Below are 25,921 nucleotides of genomic sequence, written 5' to 3' on the forward strand. Positions count from 1 at the left end.
AGATGGGGTTTCCGAGACTAGAAACAGAACGTTTACAATTAAGAGAACTAACACTGTTAGATGCAGAAACAATGTTCCGTTATTTTTCAAAAGAATCTGTTATACGTTATTTCGGAATGGATTCTTTCGAAAATATCGAGCAAGCGAAAACAACGATTCAAACGTTTAAAAATCGTTATGAAGAGGGCAGTGTATTTCGCTGGGGAATCGAGAAAAAAGGGACGGGCCAATTAATCGGAACGTGCGGATTTCATTTAATTAATAATCATCATAAACGAGCTGAAATTGGTTATGAATTAGACGATACATATTGGGGACAAGGATATGCATCGGAAGCGTTACAGGCAATTTTAACTTACGGGTTTGAAACATTGCAACTTATTAGAGTTGCTGCTGTTGTATATGTAGAAAATAAAGCTTCTCAAAAATTATTAAGTAAAGCAGGATTTCAAGAAGAAGGATTACTTCGAAAACATATGATTCAAAATGGAGTTGCTCATGATACTATTTTATATTCTTTATTAAAAGAAGAGTGGAAGAAGTAATGAGTACAAACGAACTTATAACGATTATGAAGAAGCATAGGGAAAATAGATTCATTTTAGGTATAGATGGTTTAAGTCGATCTGGAAAAACAACATTTGTAGCCAATTTAAAAGAAAATATGAAACAAGAAGGCATTCCGTTTCATATTTTCCATATTGATGATCATATAGTGGAGCGTAATAAACGATATCATACTGGATATGAAGAATGGTACGAGTATTATTATTTACAATGGGACATTGAATGGTTAAGGCAGAAATTTTTTCAAAAGCTACAACATGAAACAAAATTGAAATTACCTTTCTTTCACGAAGAAACAGATATATGTGAAATGGAAAAAGTACAGATTCCTATTGTAGGCGTAATTGTTATTGAAGGAGTTTTTCTGCAGCGAAAAGAATGGAGAGATTTCTTTCATTATATGGTCTATTTGGACTGTCCAAGAGAGACAAGGTTTCTACGTGAGAGTGAGGAGACACAGAAGAACCTTTCAAAGTTTGAAAATAGGTATTGGAAAGCAGAGGATTATTACTTAGAAACGGAATTGCCGAGGGATAGGGCGGATTTAGTCATCCAATGATTTGAAAATAGAAGGTGAATAGAATGAATATTTTATGGGATTTTGATGGGACGTTATTTGATACGTATCCTGCATATACAATAATGCTTTCTGAAATATTAGGTGACTCAGTAGAAAAACAAGAAATATACAAAAACTTAAAAATATCATACTCTCATGCAATTCAGTATTATAATATTTCATGCGAGCAGGAAGAAAAGATTAAAGTTTTGAAGGGAAAATTCACGCCAAAAGATATGAAACCTTTTGCAGGTGTCGAAGAGGTTTTGAAATTTGCAGATAAAAATGTGATTATGACCCATAAACATAGGGCAGGAGTTATGGACATTTTAAAATATTACGGCTGGGAAAAATACTTTGTAGATATGGTTACAATTGACGATGGCTTTCCCCGAAAGCCCAACTCTTTAGCTTATAATCATTTACATAAAAAGCATAATATTGATTTAGCTATTGGAGATAGAGAATTAGATTTATTACCTGCAAAAGAATTAGGTATTTCAACATGTATGTTTCAAGGTAATTGTGATGTAGCGGATTATTCTTTATCACATTACTCGGAGTTTTTTAAGATAGTGAGTGATAGAGAGTTTTCTTTATAAAAAAAGTTATTAATAAAGACTGAATCTTTTATTTTAAAGGTACAGTCTTTATTTTTTAGAACTCTTTCATTTTATTCCGTAATAACGGGCAGCCTGATTGCTTCAACTAATAATCAGTGGAGGGTGAACAAAACCTCCACTGATTAAAGTTTCACTTTATTTTCTGTATATAATAATTACTAGAGATTAAAGGATAATCGTCCATCTTTATTAAGGAAGTGGCCAGTTTATTTTAACTAAATTATGGTTATTCATGTTAATATGCACTCATAGCTATATAGAAGGGGTGGGGTTAGTATGAAAACTGAAATAGTTCCTAAAAAGAAGTACAGTATAATAAGCTATGTATCTTTACTCATCGGCATTCTGTGTTTTCTATTCGTTTTTATAACGCCAACAAGGATAGCCAATGCAGGTAATATAGTTGGGGATTATATTACAATTGCCCTTACAGGTGTAGGTATCATGCTTTCAATAATCACAATGACGAAAAGAACAGAGAAGAAGGGAATTGCTATTCTTTCATTAATACTGTCCTCATCATTTTTTATATTTTGGATCATAGCAATTATCCTATTGTTTACTGGCCAAATTAGTTTTGCGCCGTAATGTGTAATAAAAAGAGTCCTTCTCGTATGAAGGACTCTTTTTACTCGGTATCTTCAGGTTGATATTCTAAAATATCCCCCGGTTGGCATTCTAATGCTTTACATATTGCTTCTAAAGTTGAAAAACGGACTGCTTTTGCTTTTCCATTTTTCAAGATAGAAAGGTTAGCCATTGTAATTCCAACCTTCTCCGAAAGTTCTGTTACACTCATTTTTCTTTTTGCTAACATTACATCAATATTAATAATAATTGCCATATTATTCACCTCAGACCGTTAAATCATTTTCTGATTTTATATCTATAGCATCTTTTAATAGTCTTTGGAGAACGGCAGCAAAGACCGCGATTACCATTGAAGCAAAAATCATAATCATCCCGATAATAATAATGCCAGGGGCGTCATCTCTCTCTGCCACGAGATAGAAAAGTAGCATACCTAATACATATAATACACTAATTGCCAATGCGCTGTACTTAATATTTTTTAAAGCTTGAACAGATAGCTCTGAGAATGCGTTATTTTTATCAATATAGTTTAAAAGCTTAAATGTTTGGTACAGTGCGAAGTAATAAGGTATTGCTGTTGCGTATAAATTGATAAATACAAGATATTTAATATATGCAATATCTGGATATAATTCTGCGGCGAAATTTCCTATTTTAGGGACTAAAAAAATGCACATAGCAAGAACGGGGATTCCGATCAGAATTACAACGGTCTTTAAAAAGAGTGTGGATCCTTGTTTCATAAAAAGCACCTCATTTATTTAATATCTTATTAATTTAACATGAAATTTATTGTTTAACAATAAATTTTTATTTCTTTTAATCGAGGATTTATTGTTAAACAAGTAATTAATGAAAAGGATGTTAAATCTTTTTTATAAGATAAATGATACATATCGATATTTAATTAAAGAAAGAGAAAGTAACTATTGTTAGCTTTATGAGAATTGGGAACTAATAAAACATATGTAGGTTTTGGTATGGAAAAGGAAATAAGGTGTATTGAAATGAATGCAAAGTTTATGGAGGAACAATCATGTTGAATTATGGTGTGAAGATGAAAAAGTTACTATTAGTGGGAGCTATAATAGTAAGCGTATTAAGTACGGAAAGTATGATGAATTATCATTCGGCCAAAGCTAAGGTGAAAAAAGTAGAACACCAGCCTAAAAATATAATTATGATGGTTATGGACGGAACGAGTTCAACGGCGACAACATTGGCTCGCTGGTATAAAGGGGCACCGCTTACGTTAGATCAAATTGTAACAGGAGGTGTTCGTACGTTTTCGGCGGAATCAGCTATTACAGACTCGGCGCCAGCAGCAACAGCTTTAGCAACTGGAAATAAATCGAATTCAGGATATGTAGGTGTATTACCTTCTATTGTAAGTTCGCCTAGCTTACAGCCAATAAAAGAAGAAGACAAGTTACGGCCGGTCGCAAACGTATTAGAAGGCGCAAAACGTACTGGTCGTGCAACTGGCATTGTTGCTACATCTGAAATTCAGCATGCTACTCCGGCCGGATTCTCCGCTCACCATGTCAATCGCAAACATTTTGACGTAATTGCGAAGCAACAAGTGTATCAAAATATAGATGTTGTATTAGGTGGGGGAAAAGCGGCACTGCTACCTATAAAAAGTAATGGGATCCGAAAAGATGGTGAAGATTTAGTAAAGGTGATTCAAAACAAAGGATACGACTTTGTTGAAACGAAAGATGCGTTATTGAACTCCAAATCTAATAAAATTTGGGGCTCTTTCTCACATCATGCTCTTGCGTTTGATATGGATCGTATAGCAACAAATCCAGAACAACCAACACTTTCTCAAATGACAGAAAAAGCAATTCAAACATTATCAAAAGATAAAGATGGCTTCTTTTTATTCGTAGAAGGTAGTAAGCCTGATTGGGCAGCTCATGCTAATGATCCAATTGGGATGATTAGTGATGTATTGGCATTTGATGAAGCGGTAGCAAAGGCGTTACAATTTGCGAAGAAAGATGGGGATACGATGCTCATCGCTTTAACTGATCATGGTAACAGCGGCATCTCTATAGGGAATAGGAATACGAAAAAAGGATACAATACTACACCGGTTTCTGCATACATTGATCCATTGAAAAAGGCGAAAATGACACTTGAAGGAACTATAAATAAACTGAAATCTGATTTATCAAATGTAGAAGATGTAGCTAAACTATACGGTTTGGATAATCTAACTCATGATGAAAAAGAAAAATTAAAAGTGGCAAAAAAGAAAATGGATGTAGGACGAATTCTTACTACATTATTGGCTAATCGTGCAAATATCGGCTTTACGACAGGAGGACATACAGGTGAGGATGTATTCTTACATTCTTATGGACCTCAAAAACCAGAAGGCTTAATCCAAAATACAGACATTGCGAAGACGATGGCGAAAGCGATGGGCTTTAACTTAGAAGAAGTAACGAATAAAATATTTTTAGAGAGTGAACAAGCCTTTAAGAAAATCGGTGCAACTGTAACAGCCAACAAAACCGAAGGAGCAAACCCGTTACTCGTAGTAAAACATAATAAAGTAGAAGCACAATTATTTGGTAACAAAAATATAATTCGTATCAATGGTAAAGGGTATGAATTAAGAAGTATTATTGTAGAGAGTAATGGAAAGTGCTATGTACCAGAAGAAGCAATTCAACTATTTGTAAAGCATTCTCGTTAAAAAATTGCCAACCAGTTAAGCTAACTGGTGGCAATTTTTTGTGTTTATTCTAAATATAAGTGTTCGAATTGTTTTGTAAAGTTTTCCATATGAGACTTGTATAAATGTTAAAGGGAAATTATATTTTTTTCTTACATTAAAAAATTTCGTTTTGTAGAATAAGAAGTTATACATATAGTAAAGTCTAATGTGTTATCAATTAATATTTACGAAAAATATATTAATACTTTAGAATTTCTTTAATGTTCATTATTTTTTATTTAAGGTTATCCGTTATATTTATAATATGTTTATTTCAATTTATTGTATTGAAGCTCAGTTTTATATAATTATAAAGCAATCATCAAAATAAAATCTCCACTAGAGTAAATTTATTATTTTTTTGCGGAAATTATTATGCAGCTAAGAAAACTGTAATTTATTGAATTAGAAATATATTAGAATTTAGTTGAAGAAAGAGAGAGGGAATAAAATGAATATAGTGCACTTACGTCCTAAACAGCGGTCTAAGTATCGCATTATGCTAGGGAAGTGGTATTACTCTACAAAGAGGTACATTCAGTGGTTAGCAGACGGAAAAACATATGCAAAAAGGTTTCAACAAGAAAAGCTACCTTGTACAGCAATTCAGCACCGAACGATATTACTTCGTAAGCTCAAAGATGTAGATATGTGGTATCAACAGAATAAGGTTGTTAATTTGAAAATTGCTGTTAAAAAACTAAATGGTATCGTCATTAGACCGGGAGAAACATTTTCTTACTGGCGTTTAATAGGTAAGCCAACGAGGAAAAAAGGGTATGTAGAAGGTATGGTATTACATTACGGATCTTTTCAAACAGGTATTGGAGGAGGTCTTTGTCAGCTTTCGAATTTAATATATTGGATGACTTTACATACACCACTGACAGTAACAGAACGATATCGTCATAGCTTTGATGTCTTTCCTGACTCTAGGCGCACTCAACCGTTTGGGAGTGGGGCGACTTGTTCCTATAACTATTTGGATTTACAAATTAAAAATGAAACGGACCAACCGTATCAACTTCACCTTTATATGACAGATGAACATTTAGTTGGTGAATGGAGAACAGTCTATCCGCAACTTTATCAATATGAAGTGTATGAGAAAGAACACTCAATTCAACCTGCATACTGGGGCGGTTATATACGACATAATGTGATTCAACGTAAAGTATATAATCAACAGAAACAGTTAATAGAAGATCAATATGTAACAGAGAATCACGCTATAATGATGTACGAACCACTATTAGCTTGTAATAATGAGAATAGTGAGTAATATGGTAATCCATAGATTAAATAGTATAGAAAATATTTAATTCTTATTTTTATTAAAAAAGCATGAATCCCAGATTTACTGGGTTTTGATTGTAACTAAGAACATATAAAAGTTCACTGTTATTTATAGGAGAGTCTGTTTGTTTTTATATCTTATGTATTTCACCCTGCATAAAAAAATATTTCTCAACATTTTATTTGTTGAAAAATATTGAATATTCGTATTATAACGAATATTATGTTGTTATCGGCAAAAAACGATAATTTGCAGACACTGGGGAGGAAATACATTGAAAAAGAAAAAGAAATTAAAACCATTAGCGGTATTAACAACAGCAGCAGTACTAAGTAGTACGTTTGCTTTTGGAGGTCACGCAGCGTATGCTGAGACACCAACATCATCTCTACCAATAGATGAGCACTTAATACCGGAGGAGCGTTTGGCTGAAGCGCTAAAACAACGGGGGGTAATTGATCAATCTGCATCACAAGCTGAGACTTCAAAGGCTGTCGAAAAATATGTTGAGAAAAAGAAAGGGGAAAACCCTGGGAAAGAAATCTTAACAGGAGATAGTCTTACGCAAGAAGCCTCTGACTTTATGAAAAAAGTAAAAGATGCAAAAATGAGGGAAAATGAACAGGCGCAGCAGCCTGAAGTAGGCCCAGTAGCTGGACAAGGTGCAGCATTGAACCCTGGGAAATTAAATGGAAAAGTACCTACTACATCAGCGAAGCAAGAAGAATACAATGGAGCTGTTCGAAAAGATAAAGTACTTGTTTTACTTGTAGAATTTAGCGATTTTAAACATAACAATATTGATCAAGAGCCAGGATACATGTATTCTAAGGACTTTAATCGTGAACATTATCAAAAAATGTTATTTGGTGATGAACCATTTACTTTATTTGATGGATCGAAGATTAACACATTTAAGCAATATTATGAAGAACAATCTGGTGGTAGCTATACAGTTGATGGGACTGTAACAGAATGGCTTACTGTTCCAGGAAAAGCATCAGATTATGGTGCTGATGCGGGTACTGGTCATGATAACAAGGGACCTTTAGGACCAAAAGATCTTGTGAAAGAAGCATTAAAAGCAGCGGTAGCAAAAGGGATAAATTTAGCAGACTTTGATCAATATGATCAGTACGATCAAAATGGTAATGGAAATAAAAACGAGCCAGACGGCATTATTGATCATTTAATGGTTGTACATGCTGGTGTTGGTCAAGAAGCTGGCGGCGGTAAATTGAAAGATGATGCGATTTGGTCACATCGTTCAAAATTAGGTTCAAAACCATATGCAATTGATGGCACGAAATCTTCTGTTTCGAACTGGGGCGGAAAGATGGCTGCATATGATTATACAATCGAGCCTGAAGACGGAGCAGTTGGTGTGTTTGCACATGAGTATGGCCATGATTTAGGCTTACCAGATGAATATGATACAAAGTACTCAGGACAAGGTGAACCTGTTGAGTCATGGTCTATTATGAGTGGTGGTAGCTGGGCTGGAAAAATTGCAGGAACAGAGCCAACGAGTTTCTCGCCACAAAATAAAGAGTTTTTCCAAAAGAATATGAAGGGGAACTGGGCGAATATTCTTGAAGTAGATTATGACAAACTTAGCAAAGGAATCGGTGTTGCAACATATGTAGATCAAAGTACTACAAAATCTAAACGACCTGGAATTGTTCGTGTTAACTTGCCGGACAAAGATATAAAAAATATCGAATCAGCGTTTGGTAAGAAGTTCTATTACAGTACAAAAGGAAATGACATTCATACAACACTTGAGACACCAGTATTTGACTTAACAAATGCAAAGGATGCTAAGTTCGATTATAAGGCATTTTACGAACTTGAAGCGAAGTATGATTTCCTTGACGTATATGCGATTGCAGAAGATGGAACGAAGACACGCATTGATAGAATGGGCGAAAAAGATATAAAAGGCGGCGCGGATACAACTGATGGTAAGTGGGTTGATAAATCATACGATTTAAGCCAATTCAAAGGAAAAAAAGTAAAACTGCAATTTGAGTACTTAACAGATATTGCAGTAGCTTATAAAGGATTTGCGTTAGATAATGCAGCCTTAACTGTAGATGGAAAAGTTGTTTTCTCTGATGATGCAGAAGGTCAGCCTGCAATGACGTTAAAAGGCTTTACTGTGTCTAACGGATTTGAACAGAAAAAACATAATTACTATGTAGAGTGGAGAAATTACGCTGGTTCTGACACTGCGTTACAATATGCACGTGGCCCAGTATTTAATACAGGAATGGTTGTATGGTATGCGGATCAAAGCTTTACAGATAACTGGGTAGGCGTTCATCCAGGTGAAGGGTTCTTAGGAGTAGTAGATTCTCATCCAGAGGCAATTGTAGGGACATTAAACGGACAACCTACTGTGAAGAGCAGTACGCGTTATCAAATTGCCGATGCGGCATTCTCATTTGATCAAACACCAGCATGGAAAGTAAATTCACCAACACGCGGTATCTTTGATTATAAAGGATTACCAGGAGTGGCAAAATTTGATGATTCTAAGCAATACATCAACAGCGTTATTCCTGATGCAGGACGTAAGTTACCGAAGCTAGGACTGAAGTTTGAAGTGGTAGGCCAAGCTGAAGACAAGTCTGCAGGTGCAGTTTGGCTTCATCGATAAAATAAGGTAAAAAGAAGAGAAGCTGCGATAAGTCGGTGAAACTGACTGATTGCAGCTTTTTTCTTCTTGTGAAAAAACTCGCTGTTTTTTATGTACTTATTGGAAAAATATGAAGTTTCTTTGATACATAAAATGCTCCGTCTGTCCAATTATAGAAGCTATTTTGGACGTAAGAAATTTGTAAGTAATGAGTAAGAAAAAAGAGATTTTCATAGTATAAAATATTTATTATAGCTACTTTTAACACCTGCTACTAATAGTGTGCTATAATATGAATTAGCAACAAAAAGGAAAGGAATTAGAACAATGACCTTAGAAAATACTAAAAATTTAAAAAAACAAGTTGCTCCTTTTGAAAAATCAATGATTAAAAAAAGTGTTTGGCAACTGATCAACACAATCGTGCCATTTATTATTTTATGGTACCTTGCTTATAAAAGTTTGTCAGTTTCTTATTGGTTAACATTAGTTCCAGCACTGTTAGCCGCTGGATTTATGACAAGGATTTTCATTATTTTTCATGATTGTACCCATTATTCATTCTTTAAAAGTCGACGTGCAAATAGAATAGTTGGAACGTGTATGGGTGTTTTAACATTATTCCCATTTGATCAGTGGGGGCATGAGCATTCTATTCACCACGCTACGAGTGGTAATTTGGATAAGAGGGGTACAGGGGATATTTGGACGCTTACAGTAGATGAATATGTAGCAGCACCATTTAGACTCCGTTTAGCATATCGTTTATATCGCAATCCATTCGTTATGTTTGGGTTAGGCCCGATTTATGTTTTCTTGCTTAAAAATAGATTTAACCGAAAAGGTGCTAGAAAAAAAGAACGTATGAACACTTATTTAACGAATATTTTAATCGTTGCTATTGTAGGAATGCTTTGCTGGGCAATTGGATGGCAATCGTTTCTTTTAGTACATGGTTCTATATTTTTAATAGCAGGTTCAATAGGGATTTGGCTGTTTTACGTACAGCACACATTCGAGGATTCTTATTTTGAAGAAGATAAAGAATGGGAATATGTGAAAGCGGCAGTGGAAGGAAGTTCTTTTTATAAACTTCCAAAAATTTTGCAATTTCTAACGGGTAATATTGGATTTCATCATGTTCACCATTTAAGTCCAAGAGTACCTAACTATAAACTAGAAGAGGCACACAACAATACCCTTCCTTTAAAAAATGTACCAACAATTACGCTTGCTACAAGCTTGCGTTCACTCCGTTTCCGTCTTTGGGATGAGAAAAGTAACAATTTTGTTAGCTTTAAAGATGTCAAAAATATAATTAAAAATAATGTTTCTGTTCGGGTGAAATCTGAACTATAATTGCATCGTATATAAAATTCCCCTTAATCATTTTCGATTTAAGGGGAGTTTTTGTTTAAAGATTAGATGCCAGATAAGAAGAAAAATTAAATGTTTCAAATTGTAATGGAAGCAGATTAGGAATTGCTAGTACGTAAGTACAAATACAAGATAACAATAAATGCATTATGTTAACAAGTGGAGTTATCATGAATTTTCCATTACGATAACTGTTCATAAATCCGACGAAAATTAATAGCAAAAGGGGGATCGTACAACAGTATATCTAAAAAATTAGAAAAGACTTGAACGGAAATTTCATTCATTTTTCTTGGTGTTCCGCATTCCATACACTTAAATAGGATGCATATTCTAATTCATCTGGATTGTCATGTAACATAGAAATGAATTCTAATTTATTTCTATCACAATCTAGAAAGTATACACTTGCAGCGGGCATCCACCTTTGGACAATTGGCTCTTGATTTCCTTTTCCTTGACTTCCTATCACTTCTATTCCACGCTCCTCTAACCACGCTTTAGAAGTCATTAAAAACTCTAAATTTACACCAAAAGCAAAATGTCTCAGCTCAAAGTCTTCGATATTATTTACTTCCCATAGTCCAAGCATTTGTTTTTTATTTTCTCCGACCCAAAAGAAAGCCACTCTTCTTTTGGAGAGTTTTCTTGCTAAGGTTAATCCTAGCTTGTTTTGATAGAAATTTATCGCTTTTTCTAAATTTCTTACATGTAAATGAGTTTCGTATATGTTCTGTATCATTATGATCATTCCTTTCTTTCTTGATAACTACCAGTTGAGTAATGAATGTAGTTCTAATAATGTACAGCTATATCTGATATACCTATTTATTATTATATCGAAATTGAAATACGATAAATCCAACTGAGGTAGCAAGTTCAAATGAAAATTTTACTACTTTTGTAGGAGAAGAGAAAAATCCATTAAATTCAGGTGAACTCATATTTAAATAATAAAAAAAGACAACACATGAAGTGAAACGCCACGTGTTGTCTTTTTTGTATCGTACAATATTACGAAGTTTCGCTAATTTTAGTTTCACTTTGAGTGTTAGTTGCAATTCTTTTCTTAACTTTAAAGTGATAGTAAGTATAGCAAAAGATGATAAATGGTACAGTACAATAAATGCCTAGTCTTTGATCTGGGATAAAGATAAGACTTACTAATATAATGCCATACAATCCAAAACCAAGAATTGGTACAAGGGGATAGAGTGGAGTTCTGAACTTCAAGTCGTCTAATTTCCCACCTTCAGCTAAATAGTGTTTGCGGAAAAAGAATTGAGAAACACAAATTGACATCCAAACAATAATTGTTATGACTCCAGAAATGGAAATTAACCATAAGTAAACCGTTTCAGCAGCTACGACGCTTGTTAAAAGAGAAAAAGCAGAAATAGCTATTGTCATGATTAAAGCGTTGAGAGGAATCCCACGTGATGATAATTTCTTTAAAAATGCTGGAGCCATTTCGTTTTTTGATAAAGACCAAAGCATTCGAGTAGCAGCGTATAGTCCTGAGTTTGCAACAGAAAGAACAGCAGTAAGAATAACAAAGTTCATAATATCAGCTGCATATGGAATACCGATATTATCAAAAACAGCAACGAATGGGCTCTTTGTGAGTCCTGCTTCTTCCCAAGGAATTAAAGCAACAAGAACAAAGATTGCTAAGACGAAGAAAAACATTGTGCGCCATATAATATTTCTAATAGAACGAGGTAAAGTTTTTGCTGGATCTTCACTTTCACCTGCTGCGATTCCGACAAGCTCTGTACCTTGGAAGGAATAATTGACTGTAACCATTGTTAATAGAATAGCTGCAAGTCCATTCGGAAATAAACCACCATGATTTACGAAATTTGAAAGGAGTGGAGCTGGTTCGTCGCCTTTTAAATCAATAAAGCCGAACATAGCGGCGCCACCAAGAATTATAAAAGCTATAATGGCAGATACTTTTATACTTGAAAACCAAAATTCTGTTTCTGCATAACTACGAGCAGATAATGCGTTAATAGTAAAGATTGTAACGCCAAATATTAAACACCAAGCCCAAACAGGAATATCAGGAAACCAGCGCTGCATTGTAATACCGGCAGTTGTAAATTCAAGACCGGTCGTATTCGCCCAGCTTAACCAATACAACCATCCGATTGTAAAGCCAGTTGCAGGATTGATGAATTTAGTGGCATATTCCTGGAAAGAACCCGAAACAGGCATGGCTACAGCGAGTTCACCAAGACATAGCATAACGAAATACATTAATAATCCACCGGCCATAAAGGCAAGTACGGATCCACCAGGTCCAGCTTGACTTATTATAAAGCCAGATCCGTTAAATAACCCCGTTCCAATCACACCACCGAGTGCAATCATGAATAAGTGTCTACTTTTCATCGTACGTTTTAATTCATTGTTTGTATTGTTTACTTGCGCCATTGTTTTCCTCACTTTCGTAGTTGATAGAATAAAGTTTGATGTTTTTCCGTATTATGGAATGTATTCCGTGATGTGAAATCTTGTTATAATTTTCAGATAATTAAAAAGAAAAGTCAATATTTTTTTGTTTGCGTTTTCAATTCGTTGTTAGTGATATATTTTTATTGTTAGAAAATTGAATAAATATATTGATTTCATTTCGAATGTTTGCTAAATTGATAGTTAATTAAACGTACTAACATACTACGAGTAAAGTTGAGGCGAGTTATGGTACAGTCCATTGATCGAGCGATAAGTATTATTAAATTATTGAATTCTACAAATGAAAAAGAGTATTGGGCTATTTCTGATATAGCTGATGGAACACATCTCCCAGTTAGTACAGTACATAGATTACTTAACTCTCTAATGGAGCATGGGTTAGTTACACAAATACCAGAGACAAAACAGTACAAAATTGGACCAATGTGGATGGAAATAGGGTTACGTCAATTGGAGAAGGTAGACTACAGATCAGTTGCAAGAGAAGTGATGAAGCGGTTGGCCTTTGAAGTCGAAGAAAGTGTCTATTTAAATATTCCAAACGGAACACATTCTATTATCATTGAAAGAATTGATAGTCCTTTAAAAATTCGAGTTATCGATAATCTAGGGGAACAAATTCCACTTTCAATTGGTGCCGCAAATAAAACGATGCTTGCCAATATGAAAACGAATGAAATGGAACATATTGTAGAACATTTACTTTCTTCATTACCAGAACAAAAGCAAATTCTTCTTAATCAAATAAAGCAAATAAAAAATGAAGGATATGCTGTCAGTTATGGTGAAAAAACAGAAGGGACAGCTTCAGTAGCTGCACCTATTATCGGATTTAATCATAAAGTAGTAGGAGCATTAAGTGTTGGGTTAATTAGTCATCGTATTAATGATGATCGACTATCTTTTCTTATTAGCAAGGTAAAACAAGCAGCTCATGAAATATCAATAAAAATCGGCAGTACATCAGAACTATAATTTTGATAGCTGTCGTCATTTTTTATTCATATACTGGAATTCGTTTTCATAATGCGGAAAAATAGGGGGATTTATATGTCAAGGTGGCAATCAAAAGAACAATTGATTCAATTATTAAGCAGTCTTGTTGAAATTCCTAGTATTACAGGTACAGAGGCTGAAGTGATATTGCCAGACTTTGTTGTGGAGCAATTATCTGATTTACAGTACTTCAAAGAAAACCCGCACCATGTGCAAAAAAATCCGACGGGGGACGGACGATATTTTGTTACAGCACTAGTAAAGAAAAGTGATAGTACAAAAAATACTGTAATTCTAGTAAGTCACTTTGATGTTGTAGATGTACAAGATTACGGAGTGTGGAAAGAAGATGCATTTAATCCTAAAAAGTTAACATCTATGTTTTATTCTCATAAAGATGAACTTCCAGACCATGTACGTGAAGATATAGAACATGGAGATTGGCTGTTTGGTAGAGGAACAATGGACATGAAATGCGGCCTCGCATTACAAATGGCAATGATTGAACAAGCATGTGAAGGAAGATTCGATGGGAATGTTCTTTTATTGGCTGTACCAGATGAAGAAGTGAATTCTGTAGGGATGAGGGCCGCTGTTCCGAGACTATTAGATTTAGCAAGAGAGCATAATTTAGATTATAAAACGGTCTTAAACTCAGAGCCTATGTTTTCAAGACATCCTGGTGACCAAAATAAGTATATTTACACTGGCTCTATTGGTAAAGTGTTACCTGGTTTTCTTTGCTACGGAAAAGAGACACATGTAGGTGAACCTTTTGCAGGGTTAAATGGGAGTTATATGGCTTCATTAATAACAGCAGAACTAGAGTTAAACACAGACCTTTGTGATATTGTAGAAGGGGAAGCGAGTCCTCCACCAACTAACTTACTTCAAAGGGACTTAAAAGAGGATTATTCTGTACAAATTCCGCATCGTGCAGTCACATTATTTAATTTGTTTTTATTAGAAAAATCAATGACAGATGTAGTTTCATTGTTACGTCAAAAAGTAACGAAAGTAGCAGAGAAAATAGAAGAGTCGTATGAAAAACATGCATATCGTTTTTCTAAATATAATCCATTTATACCACCTAATCTCAAAGTAAATGTATTAACTTATGAAGAGCTTATCACATATGCAATTGAGCAACATGGACGAGAAAAAATAGATCATATTCAATCTAATATTATAAAAAATAGAGGAGATAAAGATGATCGTGCGGTAACGATTGATTTAGTAGATAAATTAGCGATTTTATGTAAAGAAAAGGCACCGATGATTGTACTTTTCTTCGCTCCGCCGTACTATCCAGCTGTGAGTTCACGCAACAATCCTTTAATAAAAGAGGTAGTTGTAGAAATGGAAAAGTATGCACATTACAATCATAAAATTACATTTGAAAACCAAAATTATTTTGGGGGGATTTCAGATTTAAGCTATGTAGGCTTGCAGTATCCACTGGATTCAATGAGTTCGCTTGTAGACAATATGCCATTATGGGATAAAGGCTATTCAATTCCGCTTCAGGAATTAGAAGAGTTTGATGTTCCAGTATTAAATATGGGACCGGTAGGAAAAGATGCACATCAATGGACAGAACGTCTAGATGTAAACTACGCATTTGAAACACTATTAGATATGTTACCGAAATGCATTGAAAAATTATTAGTTTCTAATAAAATTACACAATCATAGTAGGGAATAGGTAAGGGATAAAACAGAACCTTTAAAGAAGAGTCGAATCAAATTATTTTAATATAATTAAAAAGTAGAACGGCCAAGCTCAATTTTATATGAGTTTGGCCGTTTATCATGTAGTGAATTTTTAATTAAAATTATGTGAATTCATAGCTAACGTAATCTCTTTTATAGTTTTATTTTTTAGTTTGACCAGATAGTTCAACAGACTTTTGCGTACAACGCTGCATAGCTGAAATAATCGCTGTTCGTAATCCTTTTTCCTCTAATGTTGCTACAGCTTCTATTGTCGTTCCGCCAGGAGAACAAACCATATCTTTCAATTCACCTGGATGTATTCCTGTTTCTAGTACCATTTTTGCAGAGCCTAACACAGCTTGAGCAGCGAATTTATATGCTTGATTTCTTGGCATACCATCTAGTACAGCAGCATCTGCCATCGCTTCTATAATCATATATACATAAGCTGGTGAAGAACCACTTACGGATGTGACAACATCCATTAATTTTTCACTTACGATCTCTGTTTGACCAAAACTATTGAAAATGTTTAGTACATCTTCTAAATCTTTTTCTGTCACCATTTCATTAGGGCATAATGCAGACATTCCTTCTCCAACAAGAGCAGGAGTATTAGGCATTACTCTTACAACCTTTACTTTTTTATTAAAGGCATTTTCAGTACTTTCAATACTTTTTCCAGCAGCGATCGTAACGATGATAGCATCGTTTTTGATTACTTCTTTTATTTCATTAATTATTGATGAATATAGGTCTGGTTTGATTGATAAAATTAAAATATCAGCATTTTTAGCTACTTTATTGTTGTCGGTAGTTGTAGTTAGCCCATATTTTTCACTAGCATTTTTTAAATTAGCAGTGTTTAAATCTGAACAAATAATTTGATTTGAAGATACTATATTTTTGTTTATCATTCCGCCAATCATAGCCATTCCCATATTTCCGCAACCGATGAATCCAATTTGTTTATCCATAATAACTCAATCTTGCTCCTTTTATAATCAATTATATCGGTTTGATATTATTTTCTTAGAATAAGAATAACATCCCTGTGCAATATAAAGAAACATTCTAAGAGAATATATTCCTTTTTGCAACACTAAAAGACAAAAATTAATTATATTCGACATTATGTAAATATATACACTATAATGTAAGGTTTTATGTTTATGAATATGAGTTAAACTTATATCATTTTGTATTTTCATTCAGTAGGGCGATAATTTCATACAAATAACTTGTGGCTCTATTTATTTTTAAAAATACCTCTTGACACCGAATCAAACTATATCGCATAATATAAAAAAATTAGATTGAAAATCGTTGAAGGGAATTAGTACATATGTCTTCTTGCGAAAGAGAGTGGAATTCACCGGCTGAAAGATTCCTCGTATAGAATATATCGAACCTATCCCTGAGTCTTAAATGAAAGTTTAGGCGTTCGCCTGCGTTATAGGCACCAAGTGGATATCTATGTATATCAATTAAGGTGGTACCGCGGAACAATGACCGTTTCGTCCTTTTTATTTTATTAAGGGCGAAGCGGTCATTTTTATTTTGCTCTTAAATACTTCAGTGCAGCATTGATGAGAATAGATATAGTTACAAAGTGAATGAAGTGTAATTTATAAAAAAACTTTGATTTTAGACTTGGGGGATAAAAAAGTGAAAAAACAACGAATTGTTGTAAAGATTGGGAGTAGTTCCTTGGCAGATAGTCATGGAGGCATCTCTACAGAACAGCTTTCAGATCACGTTGCCGCATTGGCTCGGTTGAAAGAAGATGGGCACGAGGTTGTGTTAATTACATCTGGAGCCGTCGCTGCAGGTTTTTCAGCGCTAGGATATCCTAGCAGACCTGTAACGATTAAAGGGAAACAGGCTGCAGCAGCTGTCGGACAAAGTTTGTTAATGCAGGCGTACACGGAGGAATTCCGTAAATATGGCATCGTTACTGCGCAACTTTTGCTGACGAGAAGTGATTTTTCTAGAAAAGAACAATATAGTAATGCTTACGCTACGTTAGGAGAATTATTAAACCGTTCCGCTCTTCCAATTATTAATGAAAATGATTCCATCTCTTTAGAGGAGCTAACGTTCGGTGATAATGATATGCTGTCAGCTTTAGTAAGCGGGCTTGTTTCGGCGGATATGCTTATGATCTTTACGGATGTGAACGGGTTATATGACAAAAATCCTCAGAAAAATGCGGATGCAAAAAAATATTATTTTCTTCCTGAAGTTACGGAAGAAATTTCTTCTCTTGCAGGAGATGCAGGCTCAAAACTTGGGACTGGCGGTATGAAATCAAAAATCGATGCTGCAAAGACAGCACTCTCTCTTGGTGTGAGTGTATTTATCGGAACAGGACGTGGACAGGAAAAGTTTGTAGATGTTTTGAAGGGTAAGGGTGATGGAACGTATGTTGGTAATGCTCCTCAAAAAGAAATGAAGATGAACAAGCAATGGATTGCCTTGCATTCGCTTGTTAGCGGACAAATTGAAGTAGATGCTGGGGCAGCTACTGCCATCATTCAGCATGGGAAGAGTTTACTTCCAGCTGGTGTTACGAATGTATCAGGATTTTTCCAAGTGGGTGAAGTTGTAGAGGTTGTAACGCAACAAGGGCGCGTAATAGGAAAAGGACAATGCACATATAGTGCAGAGGAACTAAGAGATGTAAAAGGTATGCAAAGCCAAGATATTCAAGTAAGAGGCGAGAGACATAGTTATGAAGTCATCCATAGGGATCATTGGGTTTCACTTTAAAAAGGAGGAAATAAAAATGAATGAAGTGTTAGCAAAGGGGATAAAAGCAAAAGAGGTTGCTAGAGAACTTGTGCTTAAAACTACAGATCAAAAAAATGAAGCACTTGCTGCAATTGCTAATCAGCTGATAGTAGAAACAGCTTATATTTTAGAAGAAAACAAACGGGATATTGAAGAAGGTAAGGAGAAAGGATTTTCTCATTCACTCCTTGATCGCCTTTTGCTGAATGAACAACGAATTGTTGATATGACAGAGGGTATTAAGCAGTTAATTGAATTACGTGATCCTATTGGAGAATGTGTAAGTGCATGGGAACGACCAAATGGACTATCTATTCAGGAGATGCGCGTACCACTTGGTGTTGTCGGAATGATTTATGAGGCAAGACCGAATGTAACTGTTGATGCTGCTACAATTTGTTTAAAAACAGGAAACGCAGTAATACTACGTGGTAGTTCTTCTGCTATACATTCTAACAAAGCTATCGTTAGCGTTATTCACCGGGCGCTTAAGCAAACTAGCTTGCCTTCAGAAAGTGTACAGCTCATAGAAGATACAACGAGAGATAGTGCAAAACAGTTGTTTACATTGAACGAGTACTTGGATGTTCTTATACCAAGAGGCGGTAAACAATTAATTGATACAGTAGTGAGAGAAGCGTCTGTTCCAGTACTTGAAACAGGTGCGGGAAATTGTCATATATTCATTGATGAAACAGCAGATAAACAAATGGCGTTTAATATTATTATAAACGCAAAAACGCAGCGTCCATCTGTATGTAATGCAATTGAGACGATTGTACTTCATGAGAATTGGGCAGAGCAATATGGTAGCGAGTTGTTTTCTTCCTTGAAGGAAAGAGGAGTGGAGCTACGTGGTGATAATAAAGCAGTGGCGATTGATCCTTCTATCTTACTTGCGACAGAAGAAGACTGGGAAACTGAGTTTTTATCTCTCACACTAGCAGTGAAAGTGGTTTCCACTGTTGAAGAAGCGATTCATCATATAAATACGTATGGATCTATGCATTCTGAAGCGATTATTACTGAAAACGAGGAAAACGTCAGCAAGTTTTTTACTTCTGTAGATGCCGCGGCACTTTATCATAATGCATCGACTCGTTTTACAGATGGATCCGAATTTGGATTCGGAGCGGAAATTGGTATCAGTACACAAAAGTTACACGTAAGAGGACCAATGGGGCTTCCAGCATTAACTTCTACAAAATATGTGATTCGTGGAAATGGGCAAATTCGAAAATAATAATAAAAGACACTCAATTTAATCTGTACCCTTTGTAAAGGACATTTTGAAAAAAGTTAGGCAACATCAAGAAGATGGTTTCTGTATCCAACAGGAGTCATCTTTTTTAAATTCCATTGATATCTATAATGATTATAATACGTCATATATTTCTTAATCTCTTGTTTCAATTCATTAAAGGACACGCAAGGTTTTATATGAGCTTCATCTTTCAGATGACCAAAAAATGATTCTTGTGGGGCGTTATCCCAACAGTTTCCTCTTCTTGACATGGATTGTCCTAGGTTTAGCTTTTTAACTAGCTTTTGATAGGTAGGGCTTGTGTAGTGGGATCCTTGATCTGAATGAATATAAGCACCTTCAGTCAATCGAATCCGCGGATTCCTTTTTAGTTTATGGAGAGTTGTCGTTACGAGCTCTAATGTCATCTGTTCTGAAACATGGTAAGCTAAAATTTCATTAGTTGAGCCGTCTAAAATTGTAGATAAATAGGCCCTTTGATTCTTACCGTAAACTAAATAGGTGATATCTGTAAGAAGTGTTTTCCCTGGGGTATTTTGTTTAAATTCCCGATTTAATTGATTTGGTACTATTCGATGTTCTTTTGTAGCTTTAAGCATTCTTTTATAAGGATTCGCTTTGCGAACCGGACAGATAATCTCGTATTTCTTCATAATTCTACGGATACGCTTTAAATTGTAGACAACTTGAAACTGACCCGCCAATGTCATCTTTATCTGACGAGCCCCTTTGTTTCTATTTCTAAATCGAAGTGCTTTTAATATGGTTTCCTTCAAGATTTCATCTCGATCACTCTTTTGTTTCCGTTGTTCTTGAGATGAAACTGAAAAGTAATTATAGTATCCCGAACGGGATACACCAGCTACTTTACACAAATGACTGACCATATTCCTTAAGTTGTATTTCATGATGACAGAACGAATCAAGATGAATTTCTGACTAGGTGGTAGTGTTATTTCCTTCTCATCCTCCCTTCCATAAGTTTGATTTTTTTTAGCAATTCGTTTTCCGCCTTTAGTAAGTTTCGTTCGGCTTCTAAACGGGCATACTTTTCTTCTAACGTAAGCTCTCTCTCAAGAGTTCTTCCAGCGTTTTCGATACGTGTATCCCTTAAACCCAATACACCATTTTTTCTATAAGCAGCACGCCATCTACTTCCCGATGACATAACTCGTTTCATTCCAATCATATCTATATCAAAACCACATTCTTCAAAAATATTTCGAGGTAGCTTTCCTTTTTCATTTTCCTCAATAAAAATATGCTTAAATTCCTCTGTATAAGTGATACCTTTCTGACTTACAGATTTTACGTATAGGTTATTTGATAGAATTTGAATTTCTCTTTCTGTAAATAGTTTTTTTGTCATTTTCAACATTCTCCGATCCCAATTTTCCTTTTATTATACAAGAAATACCCTATAGAATAGACTTTTTTCAAGTGTCTATTCTATAGGGTACATTTTAATTGGCTTGGGTGTCTTTTTTTATAAAAATTATTTACCATACAAATAGCCCAACGAGCATAGCACTTAATAAAGAAACAGCCATCCCGCTAACAAGAAGCTTCCAAACATTTTTACCGATGACTGATGATTTTTCTCCGCCAAATAATGAATTGTAAGTTCCGTAAATCATACCTACTGTACTAAAGTTAGCAAAAGAAGCTAGAAATGTCGTTGCAACCGCAACCGTATGCGGTTGTAACGACTTTAAGTTTGATTTTAAATCCATCATTGCAACAAATTCATTCGTCGTTATTTTGATCCCCATTAATTCAGCTACATACATAGCATCACTGCCTGATAAACCGAGTAAAAATGCAAAAGGACTAAAGATAATGGAGAAGATTTTTTGAATTGTTAACCCCGTTACAAAAAATCCTAAAATCCCATTTAAACATGCTGTTAAAGCTACATAACCAATTACCATAGCTAAAATAACGATAACCATATTCATCCCAACTAACATACTGTTTGAAATAGTAGAAAAGAAATCCTTTTTTTCATGTTTTGAAGGTGTGTAAACAACGTCTTCTTCTTTCGAAACTTCCACAGGATTTAATACATTGGCTAAAATTAATGCGTTAATACAATTTAATGGAATGGCACTGAAAATATATGTTGCTGGCACCATTGATAAATAAGCGCCAAGAATGGATCCGCTAACGCTACTCATACTCATAATTCCAAAAGTTAATAATCGATTTTCTTTTAACACAGATAATTGATCACGAACAACCGCAAGTGCTTCGGTGTTTCCTAAAAACATCATTTGAATCGAAAAGAAACTTTCTAACTTTGGTAAACGAGAAATCTTTGAAATAACTGCACCTACTTTATCAATAATCCAAGTTAAGATTCCGAAATAAGATAGAATATCGAAAAAAGTAATAACAAAAATGATAGGAAGTAACGCACTAAAGAAGAAATCAATGTGCTGACTTTCCATAGCTGAAGGAAATGCAAATCGAATACCTTCATTCGCACATGCTAGTAGCCAACTGAAAAATGACGCAATTTTATTAATGATAATACTGCCGAGCTTTGTGCCTAACATAAACCATGTAATAAAAAGCTCCAATAGGATGAGAATTACAATTGGTCTCCATTTTATATGTTTTTTATTAGGCGAACATAAGAAAACGATTAATATGACAACGAAAATCCCTAACATATTCAATATGAAATGCATGTCAACAACTCCTTGAGGCTTATTATTTGTATATAAAAAAGCATCTATTCTTCCAAATTTGGATTATGATTAGAAGTTATGAAGCATGTAAGTTATGTTAGGAATCAATGTATTTTAATTTGCTTTATTTTGAGTAATCGCAGTAATTATCGAACAATTAGTTGTTTTCAATTGTTTTGTTGGATATTAAACGTATGCGATTTTAAACATCGTTTATCCCGGATTAACGGGCAGTAAGACTTTTACCTCAAAATTCAGGGAAAGCAAAGAAGTGGGGATGGGCTGCCCGCAAAATCCCGATTGGTAAGAGCTGATTAAAATTTCACTTTATAAATAAGAACGGTGAGTTGGCCATGAACCTTGAAGTTTCCGAAGCTGTATAATTTGTCCTGTATGATAAGCATCATGCAAAAGGATATTCATATATTGTTGCCAAACTGGTAGAGAAGGACTTAGTTGATCTAGTTCTGCTTCTTGAAGGGCGGTTAATGAAGATTGTAAGGCATCATGTACTTGAAGCGTTCGCTTTTCTCTTCAATAAACCTTCTCTATAGTTGAACAAGAGAGTGAAATACAACGTATAATTGAGCCATTAAAAAATCTCATTTTTAATATGATATTTAATAATCAAGGCTTTCATTGAGTCAGAATGAAAAGAGTATAAACCTTTTTCTGTTTGCTCATTGATTAAAGTTTTTTTTAAGTTGCAAAACGGTTCTAAAAATATAGAAGGTAAAATTCGATAAAAATAGAATATGTTATATAGCAAACAAGGAGGGGATAAAAATGGAGGTCTATCATATAACGAGCAGAAAAAGGGAAACATACAACGTTCAGGTGAAATATTCGATACTTTTCGAGTGTGCACTTGGCATTGCAGCGATTACTCATAAAAGGTTAATTGATACTCTTGAAAAGACTCAAAGTGAATGGGAAGAAATTAAGAAATCATTAACAGAAGAAATGAGAGAACACTTACAGTTTGTAGAAGAACATAATACGTGGAAAGCGTTACTCCAGTTATTGTATGAAGAGGATTTTCAAGATTTATCGCAGTTTAATTTTAAAATTGATTCACTTTCAGAAGAAGATTTGAAATTTATATGTTTACCGTTTTTAGGAGAGAAGTATGAAGAGAAAAGACGTTTAGCTGCAACGGGAGTTGTATGTGCAATACACGAACTAAAGGAACTAACAGATAATCATCAGTTTTTTTCTACTTATATTAGCTTTATATGTAATGTAGATGTACAAGTGCTGAAATCGCATTTAATCGCTGTTATGACAGGTTGGTATGAGAGTGTTATTAAAAGAGAGGAAGAACAAATACTTTCTATATTAAAACGAGATTATGAAGCAAAAAATGAAATGAATAAAAAGATGAAACCAGAAGAGTTTGTTGAGTGGGCTACTGGTGGCATTAACTATATGCCAGAACCAAGTGTTCATTACGTGCTTCTTATCCCGCAAATGACGTACAGACCGTGGAATATTGAAGCGGATATTGAAGATACGAAAGTATTTCATTATCCAGTTGCGAATGAAAGCATTCATCCTGAAGATCCGTATGAACCGAATTATTTTTTAGTTCAAAAACATAAGGCTCTTGGGGATGAGGCGAGATTGCGAATTGTAAAAATGTTGTTTGAAAAAGAACGTACATTACAGGAAATAACGGAAAGATTACAGCTTGGTAAATCGACAGTACACCATCATTTGAAATTGTTACGTGCAGCGAAGTTAGTTGATATACATGACGGAAAGTATGTATTAAGAAAGAAAGCAGTACAGTCTTTAGCGAAAGAATTAGATATGTTTTTGAATAGATAATTAACAACGAGAATGTACATAAAGGGAGGAATATAAAAGAAAAGTTGGTGTGTGAAATTGAAAAATATATTGAAAAATCGTTCGTACTTTTTTATGTGGATTGGTAGTGCAATCTCTGAATTAGGAGGGGCTTTCGGAACGTTATGTAATTCAATTCTAGTATATGAGTTAACAGGATCGGAAATGGCTTTAAGTAGTATGTGGCTATTATATTTCATCCCATCACTCATACTGCAATTAATAAGTGGCCCATTTATTGATAAATGGAGCCGGAAGTGGATTATGATTTTTTCACAATGGATACGGGCGTCCGTATTCTTATTACCTTTGGTGATGCTAGTTACAGGTAGTATAGAAGTTTGGCACATTTATGTTGTTCAAATTGTAGTGGGACTTATTACACCTCTTTATACACCTGCGAGTCAGGCAATTACACCGAGCATTGTAAGTCAAGGACAACTTCAAGACGCAAATGCGTATATTGATGGAATGACTCGTCTCATGATGTTTCTTGCGCCAGTATTGGGCGGAGTAGTCATTCATTTCATTGGAACAGAACTTACATTATCTTTCGTATGTATTTGTCTATTTGTTAGTGGTGCTTTCTTACTTTATATAAAAGAAAAGAGGACTACAACAGATATACGAAAAACGTGGCTAGAACAATTTCTTCAAGGTTTTACATATTTTTTTACAAAACCAATCATCGTTTGGCTCGGTATATTTCTTACTTTCGTGCAGTTTGGAGTAGGGGTAACGATGGTCACAAATCTTCCTTATATAAAAGACGAGCTGTTAGCGGGATATGCAGAGTACGGCTATTTTATGGCAGGTTTTCCACTTGGCTACGTAATTGGCTCAGTATTAGTGGGAAAAGTAACATATAAAAGCCGGCGTATACTTATGCTTGGAGGATTGTTTATAGGGGGGCTCACATACATTTCATTAGGGTTCAATCATAGTATTATCATTGCAATAATAATTGAAGTAATAGCAGGGATTTGTATTGCATTTTTCAATGTTCATAACACAACAATATGCCAACAAATCGTCCCAAATAATATGATAGGACAAGTATTTTCAGTGCGTTTATTTTTTATACGATCCGCTATGCCATTAGGTGTGTTAGTAGGGGGAATATTGAGTGAAATGTGGGGAGTAAGAGCGCTATATGTAATTATCGGTGCAATTATATGTGTTACATCTTTAATAGGGATGTTATTTCCATATTTCAAATTTTTAGATGAGGCGATAGAAAAGAAATCAGCATAATTCAAAAAATTAAAACTTTACAATTGAAAATAATTATCATAATCAATTATAATAGAAGAATACTAGTATTCGTATTACAAAGAGGGAGTGGGATATATGTTTATCGAAACGAAAACATTTACAGTAAAAGAAGGCACATCAAATATAGTTGTAGAACGTTTCACTGGAGAAGGTATTATTGAAAAATTTGAAGGCTTTATCGACTTGAGTGTTCTTGTGAAAAAAGTAAGACGAGGAGACGAAGAAGTTGTCGTTATGATTCGCTGGGAATCGGAAGAAGCATGGAAAAACTGGGAAACAAGTGAAGAACACTTAGCTGGACATAGAGCGGGCCGTGGTAAACCGAAGCCAGATCATATTATTAATGTGGATCATGCGGTTTATTATGTGAAATCATCGAAATCGGCTTATCAACAGTCGTAATATATAAGTAGAGGATACATGTTGTAGATGCTAACATGTATCCTCTTTTTGTAGTAATGGGGGA

Annotated in this window: 22 protein-coding genes, 1 pseudogene and 1 other annotated feature; of the genes and pseudogenes, 15 read left to right on the forward strand and 8 right to left on the reverse strand. The window is 34.7% G+C overall.

Annotated features, from left to right (window positions below; all coding sequences use genetic code 11):
• Positions 1–2 precede the first annotated feature (2 nt).
• The 4 genes from ACXKY9_RS13075 to ACXKY9_RS13090 all read left to right on the forward strand — a co-directional run bounded on the left by ACXKY9_RS13075 (position 3) and on the right by ACXKY9_RS13090 (position 2,337).
• The gene (locus tag ACXKY9_RS13075) at positions 3–545 is read left to right on the forward strand and encodes a GNAT family N-acetyltransferase (protein ID WP_000506714.1); all 543 of its coding nucleotides are present in this window, start codon (positions 3–5) and stop codon (positions 543–545) included.
• Positions 545–1,126 (forward strand): kinase, encoded by a 582-nt coding sequence (locus ACXKY9_RS13080; RefSeq protein ID WP_000106112.1) that lies wholly within the window; start codon positions 545–547, stop codon positions 1,124–1,126. The genes ACXKY9_RS13075 and ACXKY9_RS13080 overlap by 1 nt, the downstream gene beginning before the upstream one ends.
• Positions 1,127–1,149: 23 nt before the next feature.
• Complete coding sequence (locus ACXKY9_RS13085) at positions 1,150–1,728, forward strand: HAD-IA family hydrolase (protein WP_001024220.1); 579 nt, start codon at positions 1,150–1,152, stop codon at positions 1,726–1,728.
• Positions 1,729–2,025: 297 nt separating this feature from the next.
• A complete protein-coding gene (locus ACXKY9_RS13090) occupies positions 2,026–2,337 on the forward strand; it encodes a hypothetical protein (protein WP_000845560.1) in 312 nt (103 codons plus the stop codon).
• A 40-nt stretch (positions 2,338–2,377) separates the two neighbouring features.
• On the opposite strand, the gene ACXKY9_RS13095 is transcribed toward ACXKY9_RS13090, so the two are convergent.
• Together ACXKY9_RS13095 and ACXKY9_RS13100 are read right to left on the reverse strand one after the other, a co-directional pair.
• On the reverse strand, positions 2,378–2,593 hold the full coding sequence (locus ACXKY9_RS13095) for a helix-turn-helix domain-containing protein (protein WP_000974619.1): 216 nt from the start codon (positions 2,591–2,593) through the stop codon (positions 2,378–2,380).
• Between the two features lie 10 nt (positions 2,594–2,603).
• Positions 2,604–3,086, reverse strand: coding sequence for a DUF2975 domain-containing protein (locus ACXKY9_RS13100; protein WP_000809117.1), 483 nt, complete (start codon positions 3,084–3,086; stop codon positions 2,604–2,606).
• Between the two features lie 293 nt (positions 3,087–3,379).
• On the opposite strand from ACXKY9_RS13100, the gene ACXKY9_RS13105 reads away from it, so the two are divergent.
• The 4 genes from ACXKY9_RS13105 (at position 3,380) to desA (ending at position 10,371) form a co-directional block, all read left to right on the forward strand.
• On the forward strand, positions 3,380–5,053 hold the full coding sequence (locus ACXKY9_RS13105) for an alkaline phosphatase (RefSeq protein ID WP_000935930.1): 1,674 nt from the start codon (positions 3,380–3,382) through the stop codon (positions 5,051–5,053).
• A gap of 472 nt (positions 5,054–5,525) precedes the next feature.
• On the forward strand, positions 5,526–6,356 hold the full coding sequence (locus tag ACXKY9_RS13110) for a VanW family protein (protein ID WP_001028242.1): 831 nt from the start codon (positions 5,526–5,528) through the stop codon (positions 6,354–6,356).
• 289 nt (positions 6,357–6,645) lie between these two features.
• The gene (locus ACXKY9_RS13115) at positions 6,646–9,033 is read left to right on the forward strand and encodes an immune inhibitor A domain-containing protein (protein ID WP_000727451.1); all 2,388 of its coding nucleotides are present in this window, start codon (positions 6,646–6,648) and stop codon (positions 9,031–9,033) included.
• Between the two features lie 306 nt (positions 9,034–9,339).
• Positions 9,340–10,371 (forward strand): Delta(5) desaturase DesA, encoded by a 1,032-nt coding sequence (desA, locus tag ACXKY9_RS13120; RefSeq protein ID WP_000171495.1) that lies wholly within the window; start codon positions 9,340–9,342, stop codon positions 10,369–10,371.
• A gap of 301 nt (positions 10,372–10,672) precedes the next feature.
• Here desA and ACXKY9_RS13125 read toward each other — a convergent pair whose 3' ends face one another.
• Both ACXKY9_RS13125 and ACXKY9_RS13130 read right to left on the reverse strand, forming a co-directional pair.
• Positions 10,673–11,131: a VOC family protein gene (locus tag ACXKY9_RS13125; protein WP_000615639.1), complete on the reverse strand. Its 459-nt coding sequence runs from the start codon at positions 11,129–11,131 to the stop codon at positions 10,673–10,675.
• A 272-nt stretch (positions 11,132–11,403) separates the two neighbouring features.
• A complete protein-coding gene (locus ACXKY9_RS13130; protein WP_000079962.1) occupies positions 11,404–12,828 on the reverse strand; it encodes an amino acid permease in 1,425 nt (474 codons plus the stop codon).
• Positions 12,829–13,095: 267 nt separating this feature from the next.
• On the opposite strand from ACXKY9_RS13130, the gene ACXKY9_RS13135 reads away from it, so the two are divergent.
• Together ACXKY9_RS13135 and ACXKY9_RS13140 are read left to right on the forward strand one after the other, a co-directional pair.
• Complete coding sequence (locus tag ACXKY9_RS13135) at positions 13,096–13,845, forward strand: IclR family transcriptional regulator (RefSeq protein ID WP_000250746.1); 750 nt, start codon at positions 13,096–13,098, stop codon at positions 13,843–13,845.
• A gap of 51 nt (positions 13,846–13,896) precedes the next feature.
• Positions 13,897–15,561, forward strand: coding sequence for a M20/M25/M40 family metallo-hydrolase (locus ACXKY9_RS13140; RefSeq protein WP_113623474.1), 1,665 nt, complete (start codon positions 13,897–13,899; stop codon positions 15,559–15,561).
• Positions 15,562–15,740: 179 nt separating this feature from the next.
• Here the strand turns inward: ACXKY9_RS13140 and proC are convergent, their stop codons facing one another.
• Positions 15,741–16,559 carry a pyrroline-5-carboxylate reductase gene (gene proC / locus ACXKY9_RS13145; protein ID WP_000360729.1) on the reverse strand — a complete coding sequence of 273 codons (819 nt, stop codon included), beginning with the start codon at positions 16,557–16,559 and terminating at the stop codon, positions 15,741–15,743.
• A 340-nt stretch (positions 16,560–16,899) separates the two neighbouring features.
• Positions 16,900–17,110, forward strand: a binding site (T-box leader).
• A gap of 140 nt (positions 17,111–17,250) precedes the next feature.
• On the opposite strand from proC, the gene proB reads away from it, so the two are divergent.
• Together proB and ACXKY9_RS13155 are read left to right on the forward strand one after the other, a co-directional pair.
• Positions 17,251–18,354 (forward strand): glutamate 5-kinase, encoded by a 1,104-nt coding sequence (gene proB / locus ACXKY9_RS13150; protein ID WP_000744736.1) that lies wholly within the window; start codon positions 17,251–17,253, stop codon positions 18,352–18,354.
• A gap of 16 nt (positions 18,355–18,370) precedes the next feature.
• Complete coding sequence (locus ACXKY9_RS13155; RefSeq protein ID WP_001006620.1) at positions 18,371–19,618, forward strand: glutamate-5-semialdehyde dehydrogenase; 1,248 nt, start codon at positions 18,371–18,373, stop codon at positions 19,616–19,618.
• Positions 19,619–19,674: 56 nt separating this feature from the next.
• On the opposite strand, the gene ACXKY9_RS13160 is transcribed toward ACXKY9_RS13155, so the two are convergent.
• The 3 genes and pseudogenes from ACXKY9_RS13160 to ACXKY9_RS13170 form a co-directional block, all read right to left on the reverse strand.
• A protein-coding gene (locus ACXKY9_RS13160) for an IS3 family transposase (protein ID WP_087942833.1) occupies positions 19,675–21,017 on the reverse strand; the annotation gives its coding sequence in 2 pieces (ribosomal slippage) (positions 19,675–20,636 and positions 20,636–21,017; 1,344 coding nt in all).
• Between the two features lie 121 nt (positions 21,018–21,138).
• Positions 21,139–22,332, reverse strand: a complete 1,194-nt coding sequence (locus ACXKY9_RS13165) for a NupC/NupG family nucleoside CNT transporter (RefSeq protein ID WP_000545484.1) — start codon at positions 22,330–22,332, stop codon at positions 21,139–21,141.
• Positions 22,333–22,659: 327 nt separating this feature from the next.
• Positions 22,660–22,860 (reverse strand): annotated as a pseudogene (locus ACXKY9_RS13170) (DinB family protein); the annotation flags it as partial.
• Positions 22,861–23,118: 258 nt separating this feature from the next.
• On the opposite strand from ACXKY9_RS13170, the gene ACXKY9_RS13175 reads away from it, so the two are divergent.
• From ACXKY9_RS13175 to hmoA, 3 genes are all read left to right on the forward strand, one after another.
• Positions 23,119–24,162 (forward strand): ArsR/SmtB family transcription factor, encoded by a 1,044-nt coding sequence (locus ACXKY9_RS13175; RefSeq protein ID WP_000454580.1) that lies wholly within the window; start codon positions 23,119–23,121, stop codon positions 24,160–24,162.
• 51 nt (positions 24,163–24,213) lie between these two features.
• Positions 24,214–25,434 (forward strand): MFS transporter, encoded by a 1,221-nt coding sequence (locus ACXKY9_RS13180; RefSeq protein ID WP_000769181.1) that lies wholly within the window; start codon positions 24,214–24,216, stop codon positions 25,432–25,434.
• A 96-nt stretch (positions 25,435–25,530) separates the two neighbouring features.
• Positions 25,531–25,857: a heme-degrading monooxygenase HmoA gene (gene hmoA / locus ACXKY9_RS13185; RefSeq protein ID WP_000469498.1), complete on the forward strand. Its 327-nt coding sequence runs from the start codon at positions 25,531–25,533 to the stop codon at positions 25,855–25,857.
• Positions 25,858–25,921 lie beyond the last annotated feature (64 nt).

The organism is Bacillus sp. 2175 (genome assembly GCF_057812155.1).